Below are 15,084 nucleotides of genomic sequence, written 5' to 3' on the forward strand. Positions count from 1 at the left end.
CGCAACCCCGCGTTACGAATCCCGCCGTGCCGTACTCAGCAGCAAAGCTCCCGGCAATCCGTAAGGGTGAACCTGAGTCAATGAAGTGACGCCGAATAGCGCCACGTTAGAACACCTCAATAGCACCGCACTTTCAGATGAAAGCTGGCTGGTTCAGGCAATCCGCAATCCGTGCGTCGGCAGAATTTCCTGTGTGGTCACGAAGCGATGCTGCTTGACCGCGTCGTGAAATAACCTGTAATCGCTTTTCTCAAAGGCTTCGGTCCACACGGGCTTGTCTCCGGTGTCGTCGCCGAACTTCAAACCGGTAGCCAGGTACTTCCAGGAGCCAGGCCCTTTGGGCACGTATTCCGGAATCGACTCTTTCAAACCCGGAATGCCGCCAGCCTTCAGAACGCGGCAAATGTGCCGCAAGCGCTCGTTGTCGTCTTCGTGGCGATTGGTATTGAGCAAGTCGGTGAGCACCTCTGTCACGTTGTCCGGCATGCCGGGCTGGTTCTCGAAATCTTGCCGCCCCTCCAGATAGCCACGCACCGCCCGACACGCCATCTCGGCCGCCTGCACGAATTCCGGCAGATTATGTCGCTGGATGAATTCGTTCCTACCGTCGATGTAATGCCATTTCGCCCACGGCTGGTCAGGATAGTGCAACGCGGCGCCATGACCGACGGGTAGCGCAACGGTCAGAATATCTTCCTCGATGTGTTCGATCAGATGCTCGCTGGCGAGTTTGAGTTTGGCGAACCAGCCTTTGCGCGTACAGTCTTGCGCCTCCAGCAGATGAACCCGATTCCACGGACTTTCGATACCGGCGAATCCTTGATGCGCCCATGTATCGACGTACGTATGAAGCGTCACACCCAGCCGATGCAGTCCGGTCTCGGTGTCCCGGTGCAGGATCGCCCGCCGCACCACCTCACGCGCTACGGTGCTATCCGGCCGGCACACGGCCTTTTCGTGCAAGGTCTCGCCTTCGGCCGCCGGCAGAAAATGAAAGGGCGTCCATACCAGACGGTTCTGGTCGTCCTCCGTGGTGGCGTAGTCGAATAACTTGTGCGCCGTGGCAAAGCGTTCAAAGGTCTCGCCACCCTTGAAGCGCAATATGCCCGCGGTCGTCGCATCGTCGACGTACTGACAGGCATGCGCCACGGTGAGGGCGTCGCCCGCCGGCATTCCGGCCACGCGGGCGGCGATATAGACCACACCGTAGTGGAAGTCGATATTCATGGCAGGCGCTCCTGACGCGCGGCGAATGACGACGGGATCTTCCTGACTGCGCGGCGAGGTAGACGTCACGTCGGCGCATGAGTAGATAGTAGACGACCCGGCGCACTGAAACTTTAAAAAAAGTCGCGCCATTCATGTTTCGTGGGCGGCCCTATGCGCCCCGCCACTAAATACACTTGTGACAATCAGGCGCTGCATTTTCGCGTGTTTGTTATTTGCATGGCCTGGCGACTCAGTTATGCTTTGTGCCATTGGAACATTTGTAATGCGAAAGGCACACTGGCCGGCATCACTTCGGGTCCAGGCATTCGGACCACTACACGCTAACTCAAAGGATAATTCCCGTGAAACTCGAAAACTGGAAAGAAGGCGCAAGTCCGGAACGCCGCAAGCTGATACGCAGCAAGGTTCACGTATTGCTGGCCACGATCGGTACATTGGCGTCCGTCGTCGGGATCTGCGTGGCAATTAATGGCGGACTGGAATTCAATCGCACCAAAGTTTTCGTCGGGGTCGGCATTACGGTCATATCTACCATCGTTTATATCTCGATGCTTTTCGCCCCGTCCGAGTGAAATCCGGCCTTCTGCCGCCGCACGAAAGCGCCGCCGCCGGGTCGGCGGTCACGACAGGTGGGTAATTTTCAGGCGGCTGTTCCAGCGCGAGTTCAGGTACTCGAGCGCCAGCCGCCGGTGGCAGCGGTGCGGTAAATGTTCACTGCAAAGCAGGCAGGCCGAACGGAATAGATCGACGTCCAGACTGCTTTCCACCCGGCGCCTGGCGATCAGCTCGACATAAGCGTCCGCGAAATCGTCCCACGTCAGTTCTTTGGCCTTATAGCGCTTGAACAAGTCCGGCTCGGGAGCCAGTTCGGGCATCTCCCGATAAGCTGCGCCGCACAACTTGTCGAGAAAGAAAGGCAGATCCTGTTTTTTCGCGAAGCCAGCAAGTTGCGACGTGTTGCTCAGGCGGATGTCGAGAACCGTCTGCACTTCTGCGTTTTTCAGCAAATCGAAAAACTCTTGCGCAGTCTTACCGGTGAAACCGACGGTGGCCACCGGCACGGCATTGTTTTCGCGTTTCATCACAGTGCCCCTGGCAGCGGCAGACGCAGTGCCCGGCAAAAGAAAAGCCCCGCTGCGATATCCGGAGCGGGGCTCAGTCTCAGTTCACATCGTGCCGGCTTACTTGACGATACCGACCAGTTCGACCTCGAACGTCAGGTCACTGTTCGGCGGAATCACGCCGACACTGCGATCGCCGTAAGCAGTCGCCGCCGGGCAGGTCAGTTTGGCCTTGCCGCCCACCTTCATCTTCTGCACGCCTTGCGTCCAGCACGGAATCACGCGGTTCAGCGGGAACGTGGCCGGGCCGCCGTGTTTCGCCGAGCTATCGAACTCGGTACCGTTGGCCAGCGTGCCGCGGTAGTTGACCTTGACGACATCTTCGGCGGCAGGTTGGGCGCCGGTACCTTGGGTCAGATGTTCAACCACGACACCGGAAGGCAGTTTTTCGGTGGTGGGCGCGGCGGCCATCGCCGTTGAAGACAGAAGAGCTGCTGCGACCAATGCAACGATAGATTTCAAAGCGAGTCTCCAGATGGGTAGTGCGGCTCATTGTAACGGATCGCATCTGACGCACCAGTACGACCGCCGCGCTGGTGATCGCCGGCACGCGTCGCCGCAGTTGCGCTCACCTGCTTTTTCAACGCCAGATCCACGTGCGTGGCACCTCCGCATTTGAACACGAGCGGAACTGCGTACGTAACTGCGAAGATTCTGTTGTGAACCACCGGCCCGGTTTGGCGGTCCACATAGGAAATCCCTTCGAGCCGGTCGCCGGCACGCGAATCCAATGCTAAAGAGCGCTTCCGATGACCGAGCCGGCTGAGTCCGACGAGAGTGCGGTCCCCGCTCCCTCTGCGCCGCCCGAGCGTCGGCGCGCTCCCCGACCGCGCCGGATTCCGCGCAGCCGCGAACAGCAGGCGCGGCTCGCCGCACGCGAACCGGCCTTCGAGCCGCTGCCTTTCGCCATCGACGAAACGGCCGCGCGCCGCCCCTTCGCCGACAGACTCGCCGCATGGTTCGAGGCGCGCCGCTGGCAGCCATTCGAGTTTCAACGCGGGGTCTGGCAGGAAATCGGCCGTGGCGCGAGTGGTTTGCTGCATGCCACGACCGGCGCAGGTAAAACCTGGGCTGTCTGGTTCGGCGCACTGGCCGCCTTCGTGACAACGCCGACGCCGCCTACCCGCCAGCGCGCGACCCGAGCGCAGCCTGAACCGCTCACCGTGCTGTGGATCACGCCGATGCGTGCGCTCGCCGCGGACACCGCACGCGCCTTGCAAAGTTCGGCGGCAGAACTGGTCGTGCCGTGGAGCGTTGGGTTGCGCACCGGCGATACGTCGTCCGCAGAACGCGCACGGCAAAATCGACGCATGCCGTCGGCGCTCGTCACGACACCGGAAAGTCTTTCACTCATGCTGACGCGGTCCGATGCACGCGACGTGCTTGCGCACGTGCGACTGGTAATCGTCGACGAATGGCATGAGTTGCTCGGCAACAAGCGCGGCACGCAAACGCAACTTGCGCTTGCTCGCCTTGCACATTGGCGGCCTGAATTGCAGGTATGGGGGTTGTCGGCGACGCTCGGCAATCTGCCCTTCGCCGCCGATGTATTGCTCGCGCCCGTGAAGACGCCACGCGCAAGCGTGCACGGCGCGCTGCCCAAAGCGCTGATCGTCGATACCGTCATACCCGAAACTATCGAGCGGTTTCCGTGGGGCGGCCATGTAGGCATGCGCCAGGTCGGCGCCGTCGCCGAGGCGATCGGCGAAGCTCAAACCTCGCTCGTGTTTACCAACACACGCTCGCAATGCGAGGTGTGGTATCAGGCGCTGCTCGAAGCGCGGCCCGAATGGGCCGGCCTGATCGCGCTGCATCATGGCTCGCTCGATCAGGAAGTGCGCGAATGGGTCGAGCGCGGCCTCAAGAGCGGCTTGCTGAAAGTGGTTGTATGCACATCGAGCCTCGATCTGGGCGTCGATTTTCTGCCGGTGGAGCGCGTGTTTCAGATCGGCTCGCCCAAAGGCGTCGCGCGTTTGATGCAGCGCGCGGGCCGTTCGGGTCACGCGCCGGGACGCCCTTCGCGAGTGACGATCGTGCCGACGCATGCGCTCGAACTGGTCGAAGCCGCCGCCGCGCGCGAGGCTGTCGGGAAGCGTCAGATAGAAGGCCGCGAAACACCGGAGAAGCCGTTCGACGTGCTGGTGCAGCATCTCGTTACCGTGGCGATCGGCGGCGGGTTCGATGCGCGCGAACTGTACGGCGAGATTCGCAGTACCTATGCCTACCGGCAGTTGACGCAGGCCGAGTTCGATTGGGCGCTCGGCTTCGTGGAAGGCGGCGGCACGGCGTTACGCGCCTACCCCGATTACCATCGCGTGGTACGCGAAAGCGACGGGCTGTACCACGTGCCGCGCGAGGATCTGGTGCGAAGGCATCGCAACAACATCGGCACGATCGTCGCTAATGGCACCTTGAACGTCGCCTACCTCTCGGGCGGCCGGATTGGCGCCATCGAGGAATCGTTTATTTCGCGGCTCAAGCCCGGCGATATCTTTACGTTCGGCGGACGCGCCCTCGAATTGATCCGCGTGCAGGATATGACCGCGTGGGTGCGGCGCGCCACGTCGTCGCGCGGAGCCATGCCGCAATGGGCCGGCAGCCGTATGCCGCTTTCTTCCGAACTCGCCGACGCCACGCTCACGATGCTCGCGCGCGCCGCTTCCGGCATCTACGACGAACCGGAAATGCGCGCCGTGCGGCCGCTGCTCGAATTGCAGCAGAAGTGGTCGGCATTGCCCGAACCGGGCGTACTGGTAGTGGAATTGGTGAAATCGCGCGAAGGGTATCATTTCTTTTGCTATCCGTTTGCGGGGCGCACGGCGCATATCGGTTTGGGCGCATTGCTCGCATGGCGCATCGCGCGCGAGCAGCCCGGCACCTTTTCCATTTCAATGAACGACTACGGCTTCGAACTGTTGTCCGCGCAACCGTTCGATTGGGCGGCGAAACTCGAAGGCGGTTTGCTCTCGCCCGAAGAACTGGAACACGACATTCTCGCGAGCCTCAATTCGTCAGAGCTCTCCATGCGGCGCTTTCGCGAGATCGCGCGCGTGTCGGGATTGGTATTCCAGGGGCATCCCGGACAGCAGAAAAGCGCGCGGCAGTTGCAAGCGTCGAGCGGCCTCTTCTACGAGATCTTTCGCAATCACGATAGCGGCAATCTGTTGCTCAACCAGGCCGATGACGAAGTGTTGCTGCAGGAACTCGACGCCCGGCGCATTCGCACCGCGCTCGAACGCATGAACACGAGCCGCGTGGTTGTCACACGCCCGAAAAAACCGACGCCGTTTGCGTTTCCGTTGATCGTCGGACGCTTGCGGGAGAAGGTCAGTACGGAGAAACTCGCGGATCGCGTCGAGCGGATGCTGGCCGAACTCGAGAAGGCGGCCCGCACATGAAGCAGGCGTCGTTGCCGGTGGAGATCGCCGGACATTCTCTTGTGCTATCGAGTTTGCGCGCGGCTTTCGACCCGGCGCTGCGTTGTCTGCTTGTGGCCGATGCGCATTTCGGCAAGGACGCGGTGTTTCGCGCGCGCGGCATTCCGGTGCCGATCGGTTCGACCGCCGACAATCTGATGCGCCTGGATATTCTGATCGCCCAGTTCGAGCCGACCATGCTCGTGTTTCTCGGCGATCTGCTGCATGCGCGCGAGGCGCATGCCGGGGAGACGCTCGAAGCATTGCATGTCTGGCGCGCGCGGCATGCCACGTTGCGGGTGGTGCTCGTCGAAGGAAATCACGACCGGCATGCAGGCCCGCTGCCCGCGACGCTCGGCGTCGAGTATGTAGATGAGCCCTGGCGATTCGGACCGTGGGCATTGTGTCATCACCCGCAGATGGTCGAGGGTGCGTATGCGCTCGCGGGGCATGTGCATCCGGTGTATCGGATTGCGACGCGCAACGATTCGGTACGGGTTCCGTGTTTCAGGTTCGGGGTGAACTGTGGCGTGTTGCCTGCGTTCGGGAGCTTTACTGGAGGGGCGCGTGAGGATGGCCGTGTGGCTCGTGAGAAGGTTTTTCTGGTGGTGCAGGAGAAGGTGATCGAAGTGGTGCGATGAGGGGTTGGGTTCTGGTTTGTTGAGATTGTGGCTCGTGCGGGTTGGTGGCTGGAGCGAGCGGACGGTGTTCGTTCGCGCGCTCCGCCTGGCATCGGAAGGGAGGCCGGTCTGCCGGCCTCCCTGCGATGGGGGAAAGTTGGCCTGTTAGTGGCCACCGCCGCCACCGCCGCCGCCGCCACCACCGCCGTTGCCGCCGCCGTGACCTCCGCCATAGCCGCCGCCGTGGCCGCCTGAACCGAAGCCGCCGCCGTGGCCGCCTGAGCCAAAGCCGCCGCCGAAGCCGCCACCGTGGCCTGAGCCAAAACCGCCACCGAAACCGCCGCCGTGGCCTTGGCCTCCGTTGCCAGCGCCAGGGCCGTTGCCGCCCTTGCCGCCGTCGCCCTTGCCGCCGTCGCCGTGGCCACCGTCGCCGTGGCCACCGTTGCCGAAGCCGCCGTTGCCGGAGCCGCCTGCGCCTGGACCGCTTCCGCCCTTGCCGCCGTCTCCGTGGCCACCATTGCCGAAGCCGCCGTTGCCGGAGCCGCCTGCGCCTGGACCGTTTCCGCCCTTGCCGCCGTCTCCGTGGCCACCATTGCCGAAGCCGCCGTTGCCGGAGCCGCCTGCGCCTGGACCGTTTCCGCCATTGCCGCCGTCTCCGTGGCCACCATCGCCGTGACCACCATTGCCGAAGCCGCCGTTGCCGGAACCGCCTGCGCCTGGACCGCTTCCGCCCTTGCCGCCGTCTCCGTGGCCACCATCGCCGTGACCACCATTGCCGAAGCCGCCGTTGCCGGAACCGCCTGCGCCTGGACCGCTTCCGCCCTTGCCGCCGTCTCCATGACCGCCATCGCCGTGGCCACCATTGCCGAAGCCGCCTGCGCCTGGACCGTTTCCGCCCTTGCCGCCGTCTCCATGACCGCCATCGCCGTGGCCGCCGTCACCATGACCACCGTCGCCATGACCGCCGTCGCCGTGACCACCGTCGCCATGACCGCCGTCGCCGTGACCACCGTCGCCATGACCGCCGTCGCCGTGACCACCGTCGCCATGACCGCCGTCGCCGTGACCACCGTCGCCGTGACCACCGTCGCCATGACCGCCGTCGCCGTGACCACCGTCGCCATGACCGCCGTCGCCGTGACCACCGTCGCCATGACCGCCGTCGCCGTGACCACCGTCGCCATGACCGCCGTCGCCGTGACCACCGTCGCCATGACCGCCGTCGCCGTGACCACCGTCGCCATGACCGCCGTCGCCATGACCGCCGTCGCCGTGACCACCGTCGCCGCCGGTGCCACCACCATTCCCGCCATCACCCCCACCGCCAGTTCCACCACCGCCAGTCCCACTACCGCCAGTCCCACCACCGCCAGTCCCACCACCCCCAGTCCCACCACCACCCGCTCCCGCGCCTCCCTTCCCATCGCCGCCACTGCCCGTACTCCCGGCACCAAGTCCCGCCGAGCCAGAGTTCGTCCCACCATTCCCGCCGCCACTGCCCGCGGCTGCCGCCCCTGCCGACGAAGTCCCGCCGCCACTGCCGCTTTGCGAGCCCGCAGCCGATAGCGATCCCAACCCGCCCGCCGCCGCAGCGACTCCAATTCCGCCGGGCGTCACCATGTCATCGCTCTCCCGCTTGCAGCCAGGCGCGTCGAACGACGGACAATCAATCGGCAACGCTTGCGCAACCATCATCCTCGACGGACTGACCAACGGCGCGGCAGACGGCGCCTGATTCGTTTGCGCACCCGCCATCGCCGCATACAAACTCACGGCAACTGCAAATACCGCCCGGCGCGTCCCCAACGCCAGAGCATCCCCGTTTCTATTTTTCATTTCATTCTCCTAACTATATGCCTTGAAAGACCGGCCTGGATAACAAGTGACTCTCTGTTCACTGTTAAAAATGAAACTTCAACACCCAGTCGTCTTTGCCGCGCGTCACACAAAACCGCATGACATCCGGCATTTCTCTCGCGGAAAACCCCGGTCCGATTCAACGTGATTCGAGAGAAACGATTGGCTGTGCACGAACTGATTTTTAAATGGACACAGCTGGGCCTGATGGACATTGAAGTTATGCGGAGCGCCATTCAGTGACCGTGCGCTAGCCCACGCAATGTGACATCGCCGACTTCTTTAGCGATTAATTGCGCGCCCGAACTGTCAGAGATCGTCAATTACCGTTTCATCAAAATCCGGAAATTCCTCCCTTTATATACGCACTCCGAACTATTAACTTCGCACTGGAGCCAAAGCCTCGCAGAATGCATCAAGCCGATATCGCCGTTGCCGTCACATAGCGAAAAAGAAACGCTATGTGTTTCTCCGAACATAAAAAAACCACTATCGAGATGGGAGTGAGCGCAATCACACAGACAGCGCAACTCAGGATTTCCTACTCTGAGTCATCATTCCTCGGTGATTCAGCAAAACACAAAAACGGCGAGTGAATAAACGAGCGCAGTCGCGAGCCATCACAAGAGGTAAAAACCCACTCTCGCGACAAAAGACGAGGAACCGGGCGCCGCCGCTTCAGGCAGACATCCCGCGCACGGCCGCGGCCCACCATCCCAATAGCAAACGCGTCCAGTCATGTCGCCCGCGCAAGCCTCGGCGAGTCGAACTGGAAAGTGTCGCTATGCAACCACCACACCGCCGCACAACCAACACTTCCTGGCAGCGTCTTTTTCCGAAGCATTTCCACCATCCGCGGCATCGAGACGAGTCATCGTCACCGGCGCGGCCCGCGGATGCCTGTCGCGCGAGCTCTCGCGCACGGCCGCTAAAAAACGCGGGTTTACCTCTGTTTGACTTCAGGAAGCAGGCTCGTTTACTGGACGCAAAACAACCTTTCAGGACACTTCCGATTTGCTCTGGCCAGCTGAATAGTGTTCTGCGAGCGTCTTCCACTATCTCAGGAGATGAACCATGGTTATTGTGTCCAGCAGCGCCGTCGACGAATTGAAAACTGCTGTCCGGGGACAGGTTCTGCTGCCCGGCGACGCCAGCTTCGATCAGGCACGCAGCATCTGGAACGCGATGATCGACCGGCATCCGTCAGTCATTCTGCGTTGCGCGGGCGTAGCCGACGTGCGCCAGGGTGTGGCGTTCGCGCGCGACAACGGCCTGTCGCTGGCGATTCGGGGCGGCGGCCACAACATTGGCGGCAGCGCATTGTGCGACGACGGTGTGGTGCTCGACTTGTCGCAGATGAAATCAGTGCATATCGATCCCACGGCACGGCGTGCCTATGTCGAACCGGGCGCGACGCTGCACGATTTCGACCATGAAGCGCAGGCATTCGGGCTCGCCACTCCGCTCGGCATCAATTCGACCACCGGCGTCGCGGGCCTGACGCTCGGCGGCGGCTTCGGCTGGCTGAGCCGTAGATATGGCATGACGATAGACAATCTGGTTTCCGCCGACGTCGTGACCGCCGAGGGCGAATTCCTCAACACGAGCGCCGACTCGCACGAAGATCTCTTCTGGGCGATTCGCGGCGGCGGCGGCAATTTCGGCGTCGTCACGCGATTCGAGTTCGCTCTGCATCCGGTGGGACCGCTGGTATACGGCGGCCTCGTCGTCCTGCCGCTCACACAGGCACGGGACGCCCTGCTCAAATACCGCGCGGCGAACGCCGGCATGCCGGAGGAACTGAGTGTGTGGGCCGTGCTGCGGCTCGCGCCGCCGCTGCCGTTTCTGCCGCCCGAAGTGCACGGCAAACCGGTGATCGTGTTCGCGATGTGCTATACAGGGCCCGTCGAAAGCGGTCCGGCCGCGGTGGAATTCGTACGCGCATTCGGCACGCCGGTTGGTGAACATCTCGGCCCGATGCCGTTTGTCGCGTGGCAGCAGGCGTTCGACCCGCTACTCACGCCAGGCGCGCGCAATTACTGGAAATCGCACAATCTCGGCGAGATTCAGGACGGGCTCGTCGACGCGCTGCTCAGCGCGATCGATCAGTTGCCGTCACCGCAATGCGAGATTTTCTTCGGACAGATCGGCGCGCAGACCCAGCGCGTGGCCGTGGAAGCCACCGCCTATTCGAGCCGCGACACGCTGTACGCGATGAACGTGCACGGCCGGTGGGACGACGCAAGCGACGACGAGCGCTGCATCGCGTGGGCTCGCGCGTTCTTCGACGCGGCGGCACCCTTCGCGCTGGGCAGCGTCTACGTTAACTTCATGACGCAGGAGGAAGGCGGCCGGGTCGCCGACGCCTACGGGCCGAACTACGAACGGCTGGTCGCGGTAAAAAACCGCTACGATCCGCGCAACCTGTTCCGCTGCAACCAGAACATCCGACCGTCGGTGTAGTCATAGAAGCACGAGGAACGGCGCGAGATTCGCGCGCCCGTTCCCGCGCCGGCGGGCCCGACCCGCCAATACGCACGCAAATGCGGGGGCTAGGCACGCTAAATGCTGATCAGCAATCGACGTACGTACGGTTCACCTGCGTCACGGTACGATTGCTCGCCAGGAAACGAGAAACCCAGCCTTCATAACTTAATAACGCACAAGGAAAAACAACATGCGCAGACGACAATTCATCATGACCACCAGCGCCGCCCTCGCCACGGCGGGCCTTGGCCTCGCCGGCTGCACGACCACGTCGCCGTCTTCGAGCGCATCGTCTTCAGCCAACGCCGGCAAGCGCGACACGATCAATGCGGGAGTCGATTCCACGCTCTCGCGTCTCTACGCGAACGTCAACGGTTCGCGCGAACTGGTGGCGAAAGCACGCGGCATTCTGGTGTTCCCGTCTGTGATCTCGGCGGGCTTCTGGGTCGGCGGCCAGTACGGCGAAGGGGCGTTGCGCGTGGCCGGCCGCACGGCGGGCTATTACAGCACCGTTGCGGGCTCCTTCGGTTTGCAGATCGGCGCGCAGTCCAAGGCTCTCGTATTCCTCTTCATGACGCAGGACGCGCTCGACAAATTCCTGGGCAGCCAGGGGTGGGCAGCCGGCGCGGACGCGACCGTCGCCGTGCTAAAGGTCGGCGCGAACGGAGCGGTCGACACCTCGACCGCCACCAGCCCGGTCGAAGCCTTTGTCCTGACGAACGGCGGCCTGATGGCCGGCGTATCGCTCGAAGGCACCAAAGTCTCGCGCCTGATGATCTGAGCGCACGCGCATGCCGCGCAGCCGCCTGACCGGCTGCGCGGCATGCGCGCTCCATTCGTCGGGGGCCGCGTGGACACCTACAGCGGGCCCCTTCCTGACCCGACGCGAACCCTTGGCGCCACTGTACGCTCACTGAACGCATTACCGGCCACCTTCTCCGCACTGCTGTAAAATCCAGCCCTTCTGTCATCTTCCCGGCCAGCGCTGCAACTCAGGCCGGGACATTCACCTGTTCGAAGCCGCGCGTCTCGTATCCATGCACGCTGTTTGCCCGGACTTCCCACCTCGCTGAAGATGAACACCGCTCGTCCCACTCACGGCTGGCTTGCCGCGCTGCCCGGCATCAAAAGCAATGTCCTTGCAGGACTGACTTCGTCTTTCGCGCTGGTGCCGGAATGCATCGCCTTTGCGCTGGTCGCCCATCTCAATCCGCTGATGGGCCTGTACGGTGCTTTCTTCATCTGCACCATCACGGCCCTGTTCGGCGGACGCCCCGGCATGATCTCCGGCGCCGCCGGTTCGATGGCGGTGGTCATCGTGGCGCTCGTCGTGCAACACGGCGCGCAATATCTGCTCGCCACCGTGATCCTCAGCGGCATCCTGATGGTGCTATTCGGCGCGCTGCGGCTCGGCAAACTGATCCGCATGGTGCCGCATCCGGTAATGCTCGGTTTCGTCAACGGGTTGGCGATCGTCATCGCGACGGCGCAGCTTGCGCACTTCAGACAGAGCACGCCGCAAGGCGAGCAATGGCTGCACGGCAGCGCGTTGATAATGATGGGCGGACTCGTCGCGCTGACCATGGCGATCGTCTATCTGCTGCCGCGACTCACGCGCGCGGCGCCGCCCGCTCTGGTGGCTATCGTCGGCGTCGGGCTCCTCACGCAGGTGTTGCACCTGCCCACGCGCACGCTCGGCGACATGGCGCACATTGCAGGCGGCCTGCCGGGTCTGCATATGCCGGGCGTCCCGCTGGATCTGGACACGCTGCATGTGGTGCTGCCCTACGCGGTGCTGATGGCGATCGTCGGTTTGCTGGAAACGCTGCTCACGTTCAATCTCACCGACGAGATCACCGAAACCCGCGGCCAGCCGAACCGTGAATGCCTCGCGCTCGGCGCGGCGAATATCGCCTCGGGTCTGTTCGGCGGCATGGGCGGCTGCGCCATGATCGGACAGACGATGATCAACCTCAATTCGGGCGGACGTTCGCGCCTGTCGGGAATCGTCAGCGGCGTGATGATCCTGATGTACATCCTGTTCCTGTCGCCGCTGATCGAACGCATTCCGCTGGCGGCGCTGGTCGGCGTGATGTTCGTGGTGGCGCAGCAGACCTTCGCATGGGGCTCGCTACGAGTGCTGGGCAAAGTGCCGCGCCACGACGCGCTGGTGATCGTGGCGGTCACCATCATCACCGTGTTCTCCGATCTGGCGATCGCCGTGCTATGCGGCGTCGTGATCGCCGCGCTCAATTTCGCGTGGCAGCACGCCCGCGAAATTCATGCGCATGTCGAAGATCGCGCCGACGACAAGATCTATGCGCCGCGCGGCACGCTGTTTTTTGCGTCGACCGCCCGTTTTCACGAGCTGTTCGACCCGCTGCAAGATCCCGAGCGCGTCACGATCGATTGCCGCGATCTGCTGCTGGCGGACCATTCCGCGCTCGCGGCGCTGCAAGGCCTCGTCGAGCGCTATCGGAAAGCCGGCAAACAGTTGCGCATGAAGAATCTGTCCGAGCGCAACCAGCGTCTGCTGAGTCGCGCCGGAATTGCATTGGCGTAACGAACTGCGCGCTTCGCCCAGCCGCGTGCCGCGAGTCAGCGGCCTTCCGGCAGCGTGAACACGGCAATCGCCGCGCTGAGCTGGCCGGTTTGCGCTTTCAGCACATCCGCCGAGGCACTCGCCTCTTCCACCAGCGCCGCGTTCTGCTGCGTCGTCTGATCCATGCTCGCCACCGCAATGTTGACCTGCTCGATGCCCGAGCTTTGCTCCACCGAAGCCGCGCTGATCTCGCCCATGATGTCCGTCACGCGGCGCACCGCCTGCACGACTTCCTGCATGGTTTCGCCAGCGCGGCTCACGTACTGCGAGCCGCCTTCGATCTGTGCCGCGGACTCCTCGATCAGCGTCTTGATCTCCTTGGCCGCCGCCGCGCTGCGTTGCGCGAGGCTGCGCACTTCGCCGGCCACCACCGCGAAGCCGCGTCCTTCCTCGCCGGCGCGGGCCGCTTCGACTGCCGCGTTCAAGGCGAGAATGTTGGTCTGAAACGCAATGCCTTCGATCACCCCGATGATGTCGCCGATCCGGTGCGACGACTGCGAAATGCCGCGCATCGTCTCGACCACCTGGCCGACCACTTCGCCGCCGCGCACCGCCGTCTCGGATGCGTTATGCGCGAGCTGGCTGGCCTGCCTGGCGTTGTCGGCGTTCTGCTTCACGGTCGCGGTGATCTGCTCCATGCTCGACGCGGTTTCGCCGAGCGCGGTGGCCTGCTGCTCGGTCCGGCGCGACAGGTCCGCGTTGCCGGCGGCAATTTCGTTGGACACCGTGGAGATCAGCGTCGCGCCGCCGCGAATCTGCGCGATCGCCTGCGCGAGGCGCTGCTGCATGCGCCGCATTGCCGCGAGCAGGCTGGTTTCGTCGCCCGCCTTTGTCTCCACGACCAGGTCGAGTTCGCCGTCGGCAATGCGGGCAGCGATCTGCGCCGCGTACGCCGGTTCGCCGCCGAGTTGCCGCAGGATGCTGCGCAGGATCACGCCGATCACGAGCGACACCACCACACACAGCATCAGCGCGGCGCCCACGTACTGCACGAGCGTCGTGTAAAACGCGGCGTCGATATCGTCGGTGAATACGCCGGTGACGATCGTCCAGTCCCACGGTTTGTACAGCCGCACGAAGTTGATCTTCGGCGCCATTTCATTGGAGCCGGGCTTCGGAAACTGCAGATGGATGAAGCCTTCGCCTTCGCGCTCGGCGAGGTCGGAGCCGTCCTTGAACACGTGGCGCCCCTGCGGGTCGGTGAAGCCGCTCATGTCCTTGCCTTCCAGGTCGGCGCGTACGCCATGCATGAGAACGCGGGCCTGCGCGTCCTCGAGCACGAGATAGCCGCCGGCACCGTTGTAGCGCATGGCGCGCAGATCGGCCATCGCCGTGCGCTGCGCGTCGGCAAGCGGCATGGCGCCCGAGGCGACGAGGCCGTTATAGCGATCCAGCACGCTATACGCGACGCCGACCACGCTCTTCAGTTCAGCCTGGCGATCGGCGATCATCGTGTCGCGCGTCTTGAACGCGCCCCACAGGCCGATTGCCAGAATACCCATGCACATTACCGCTAGCGCGAGCCAGAGCCGCACCTTCAGGCGAAACCGTTCCATCTCCGTATCCCTTTGTACTTGTCGTCGACGCGCTGCCAGGGCGGACGCCCAGGCGGCTCATGTCCATCTTCAGGATTAACGGCGGAACGGGAAAAAACTTCAGGGCTTGCCGATCGGCCGCAGCCACACGGCCAAGGCGTGGACCGGGCTGGCGCTACTTGCGACCTGGCGGGCCCGACGGGCGTGCTCATGACC

General features: G+C 63.5%; 11 protein-coding genes. 7 read left to right on the forward strand and 4 right to left on the reverse strand.

The genetic code is table 11. From position 1 onward, the window contains the following. Nucleotides 1-153: 153 nt before the first annotated feature. A complete protein-coding gene (locus PDMSB3_RS32250; RefSeq protein WP_165189065.1) occupies nucleotides 154-1,227 on the reverse strand; it encodes a DUF6765 family protein in 1,074 nt (357 codons plus the stop codon). 344 nt (nucleotides 1,228-1,571) lie between these two features. Between PDMSB3_RS32250 and PDMSB3_RS32255 the strand changes: the two genes are divergently transcribed. Continuing rightward, the gene (locus tag PDMSB3_RS32255; protein WP_007177952.1) at nucleotides 1,572-1,802 is read left to right on the forward strand and encodes a hypothetical protein; all 231 of its coding nucleotides are present in this window, start codon (nucleotides 1,572-1,574) and stop codon (nucleotides 1,800-1,802) included. 48 nt (nucleotides 1,803-1,850) lie between these two features. Here the strand turns inward: PDMSB3_RS32255 and PDMSB3_RS32260 are convergent, their stop codons facing one another. After that, entirely contained in the window at nucleotides 1,851-2,312 is a 462-nt protein-coding gene (locus tag PDMSB3_RS32260; protein ID WP_007177953.1) for a DUF488 domain-containing protein, read from the reverse strand. 99 nt (nucleotides 2,313-2,411) lie between these two features. After that, nucleotides 2,412-2,813 carry an FKBP-type peptidyl-prolyl cis-trans isomerase gene (locus PDMSB3_RS32265; protein ID WP_035516750.1) on the reverse strand — a complete coding sequence of 134 codons (402 nt, stop codon included), beginning with the start codon at nucleotides 2,811-2,813 and terminating at the stop codon, nucleotides 2,412-2,414. 287 nt (nucleotides 2,814-3,100) lie between these two features. Here PDMSB3_RS32265 and PDMSB3_RS32270 point away from each other — a divergent pair, with 287 nt between their 5' ends. The 6 genes from PDMSB3_RS32270 (at nucleotide 3,101) to PDMSB3_RS32295 (ending at nucleotide 13,294) form a co-directional block, all read left to right on the forward strand. Beyond that, nucleotides 3,101-5,749, forward strand: coding sequence for a ligase-associated DNA damage response DEXH box helicase (locus tag PDMSB3_RS32270; RefSeq protein ID WP_165189067.1), 2,649 nt, complete (start codon nucleotides 3,101-3,103; stop codon nucleotides 5,747-5,749). Further along, the gene (gene pdeM, locus PDMSB3_RS32275; RefSeq protein WP_165189069.1) at nucleotides 5,746-6,408 is read left to right on the forward strand and encodes a ligase-associated DNA damage response endonuclease PdeM; all 663 of its coding nucleotides are present in this window, start codon (nucleotides 5,746-5,748) and stop codon (nucleotides 6,406-6,408) included. The genes PDMSB3_RS32270 and pdeM overlap by 4 nt, the downstream gene beginning before the upstream one ends. Nucleotides 6,409-6,732: 324 nt before the next feature. Continuing rightward, a complete protein-coding gene (locus tag PDMSB3_RS38250) occupies nucleotides 6,733-7,953 on the forward strand; it encodes a hypothetical protein (RefSeq protein ID WP_165189071.1) in 1,221 nt (406 codons plus the stop codon). A gap of 1,365 nt (nucleotides 7,954-9,318) precedes the next feature. Continuing rightward, on the forward strand, nucleotides 9,319-10,707 hold the full coding sequence (locus tag PDMSB3_RS32285; protein ID WP_165189073.1) for an FAD-binding oxidoreductase: 1,389 nt from the start codon (nucleotides 9,319-9,321) through the stop codon (nucleotides 10,705-10,707). A 214-nt stretch (nucleotides 10,708-10,921) separates the two neighbouring features. Continuing rightward, nucleotides 10,922-11,512, forward strand: a complete 591-nt coding sequence (locus PDMSB3_RS32290) for a BPSL1445 family SYLF domain-containing lipoprotein (protein ID WP_007177959.1) — start codon at nucleotides 10,922-10,924, stop codon at nucleotides 11,510-11,512. A 294-nt stretch (nucleotides 11,513-11,806) separates the two neighbouring features. Next, entirely contained in the window at nucleotides 11,807-13,294 is a 1,488-nt protein-coding gene (locus PDMSB3_RS32295) for a SulP family inorganic anion transporter (RefSeq protein WP_007177960.1), read from the forward strand. Nucleotides 13,295-13,329: 35 nt separating this feature from the next. Here PDMSB3_RS32295 and PDMSB3_RS32300 read toward each other — a convergent pair whose 3' ends face one another. Further along, nucleotides 13,330-14,889, reverse strand: coding sequence for a methyl-accepting chemotaxis protein (locus tag PDMSB3_RS32300; RefSeq protein ID WP_007177961.1), 1,560 nt, complete (start codon nucleotides 14,887-14,889; stop codon nucleotides 13,330-13,332). Nucleotides 14,890-15,084 lie beyond the last annotated feature (195 nt).

Source organism: Paraburkholderia dioscoreae (genome assembly GCF_902459535.1).
Taxonomy (GTDB): Bacteria; Pseudomonadota; Gammaproteobacteria; order Burkholderiales; family Burkholderiaceae; genus Paraburkholderia; species Paraburkholderia dioscoreae.

Coding starts and splice junctions, on each gene's coding strand:
- PDMSB3_RS32300 (WP_007177961.1), bottom strand. CDS start 14,889: ATGGAACGGTTTCGCCTGAAGGTGCGGCTCTGGCTCGCGCTAGCGGTA.
- PDMSB3_RS32290 (WP_007177959.1), top strand. CDS start 10,922: ATGCGCAGACGACAATTCATCATGACCACCAGCGCCGCCCTCGCCACG.
- PDMSB3_RS32285 (WP_165189073.1), top strand. CDS start 9,319: ATGGTTATTGTGTCCAGCAGCGCCGTCGACGAATTGAAAACTGCTGTC.
- PDMSB3_RS32295 (WP_007177960.1), top strand. CDS start 11,807: ATGAACACCGCTCGTCCCACTCACGGCTGGCTTGCCGCGCTGCCCGGC.
- pdeM (WP_165189069.1), top strand. CDS start 5,746: ATGAAGCAGGCGTCGTTGCCGGTGGAGATCGCCGGACATTCTCTTGTG.
- PDMSB3_RS32250 (WP_165189065.1), bottom strand. CDS start 1,227: ATGAATATCGACTTCCACTACGGTGTGGTCTATATCGCCGCCCGCGTG.
- PDMSB3_RS32260 (WP_007177953.1), bottom strand. CDS start 2,312: ATGAAACGCGAAAACAATGCCGTGCCGGTGGCCACCGTCGGTTTCACC.
- PDMSB3_RS32270 (WP_165189067.1), top strand. CDS start 3,101: ATGACCGAGCCGGCTGAGTCCGACGAGAGTGCGGTCCCCGCTCCCTCT.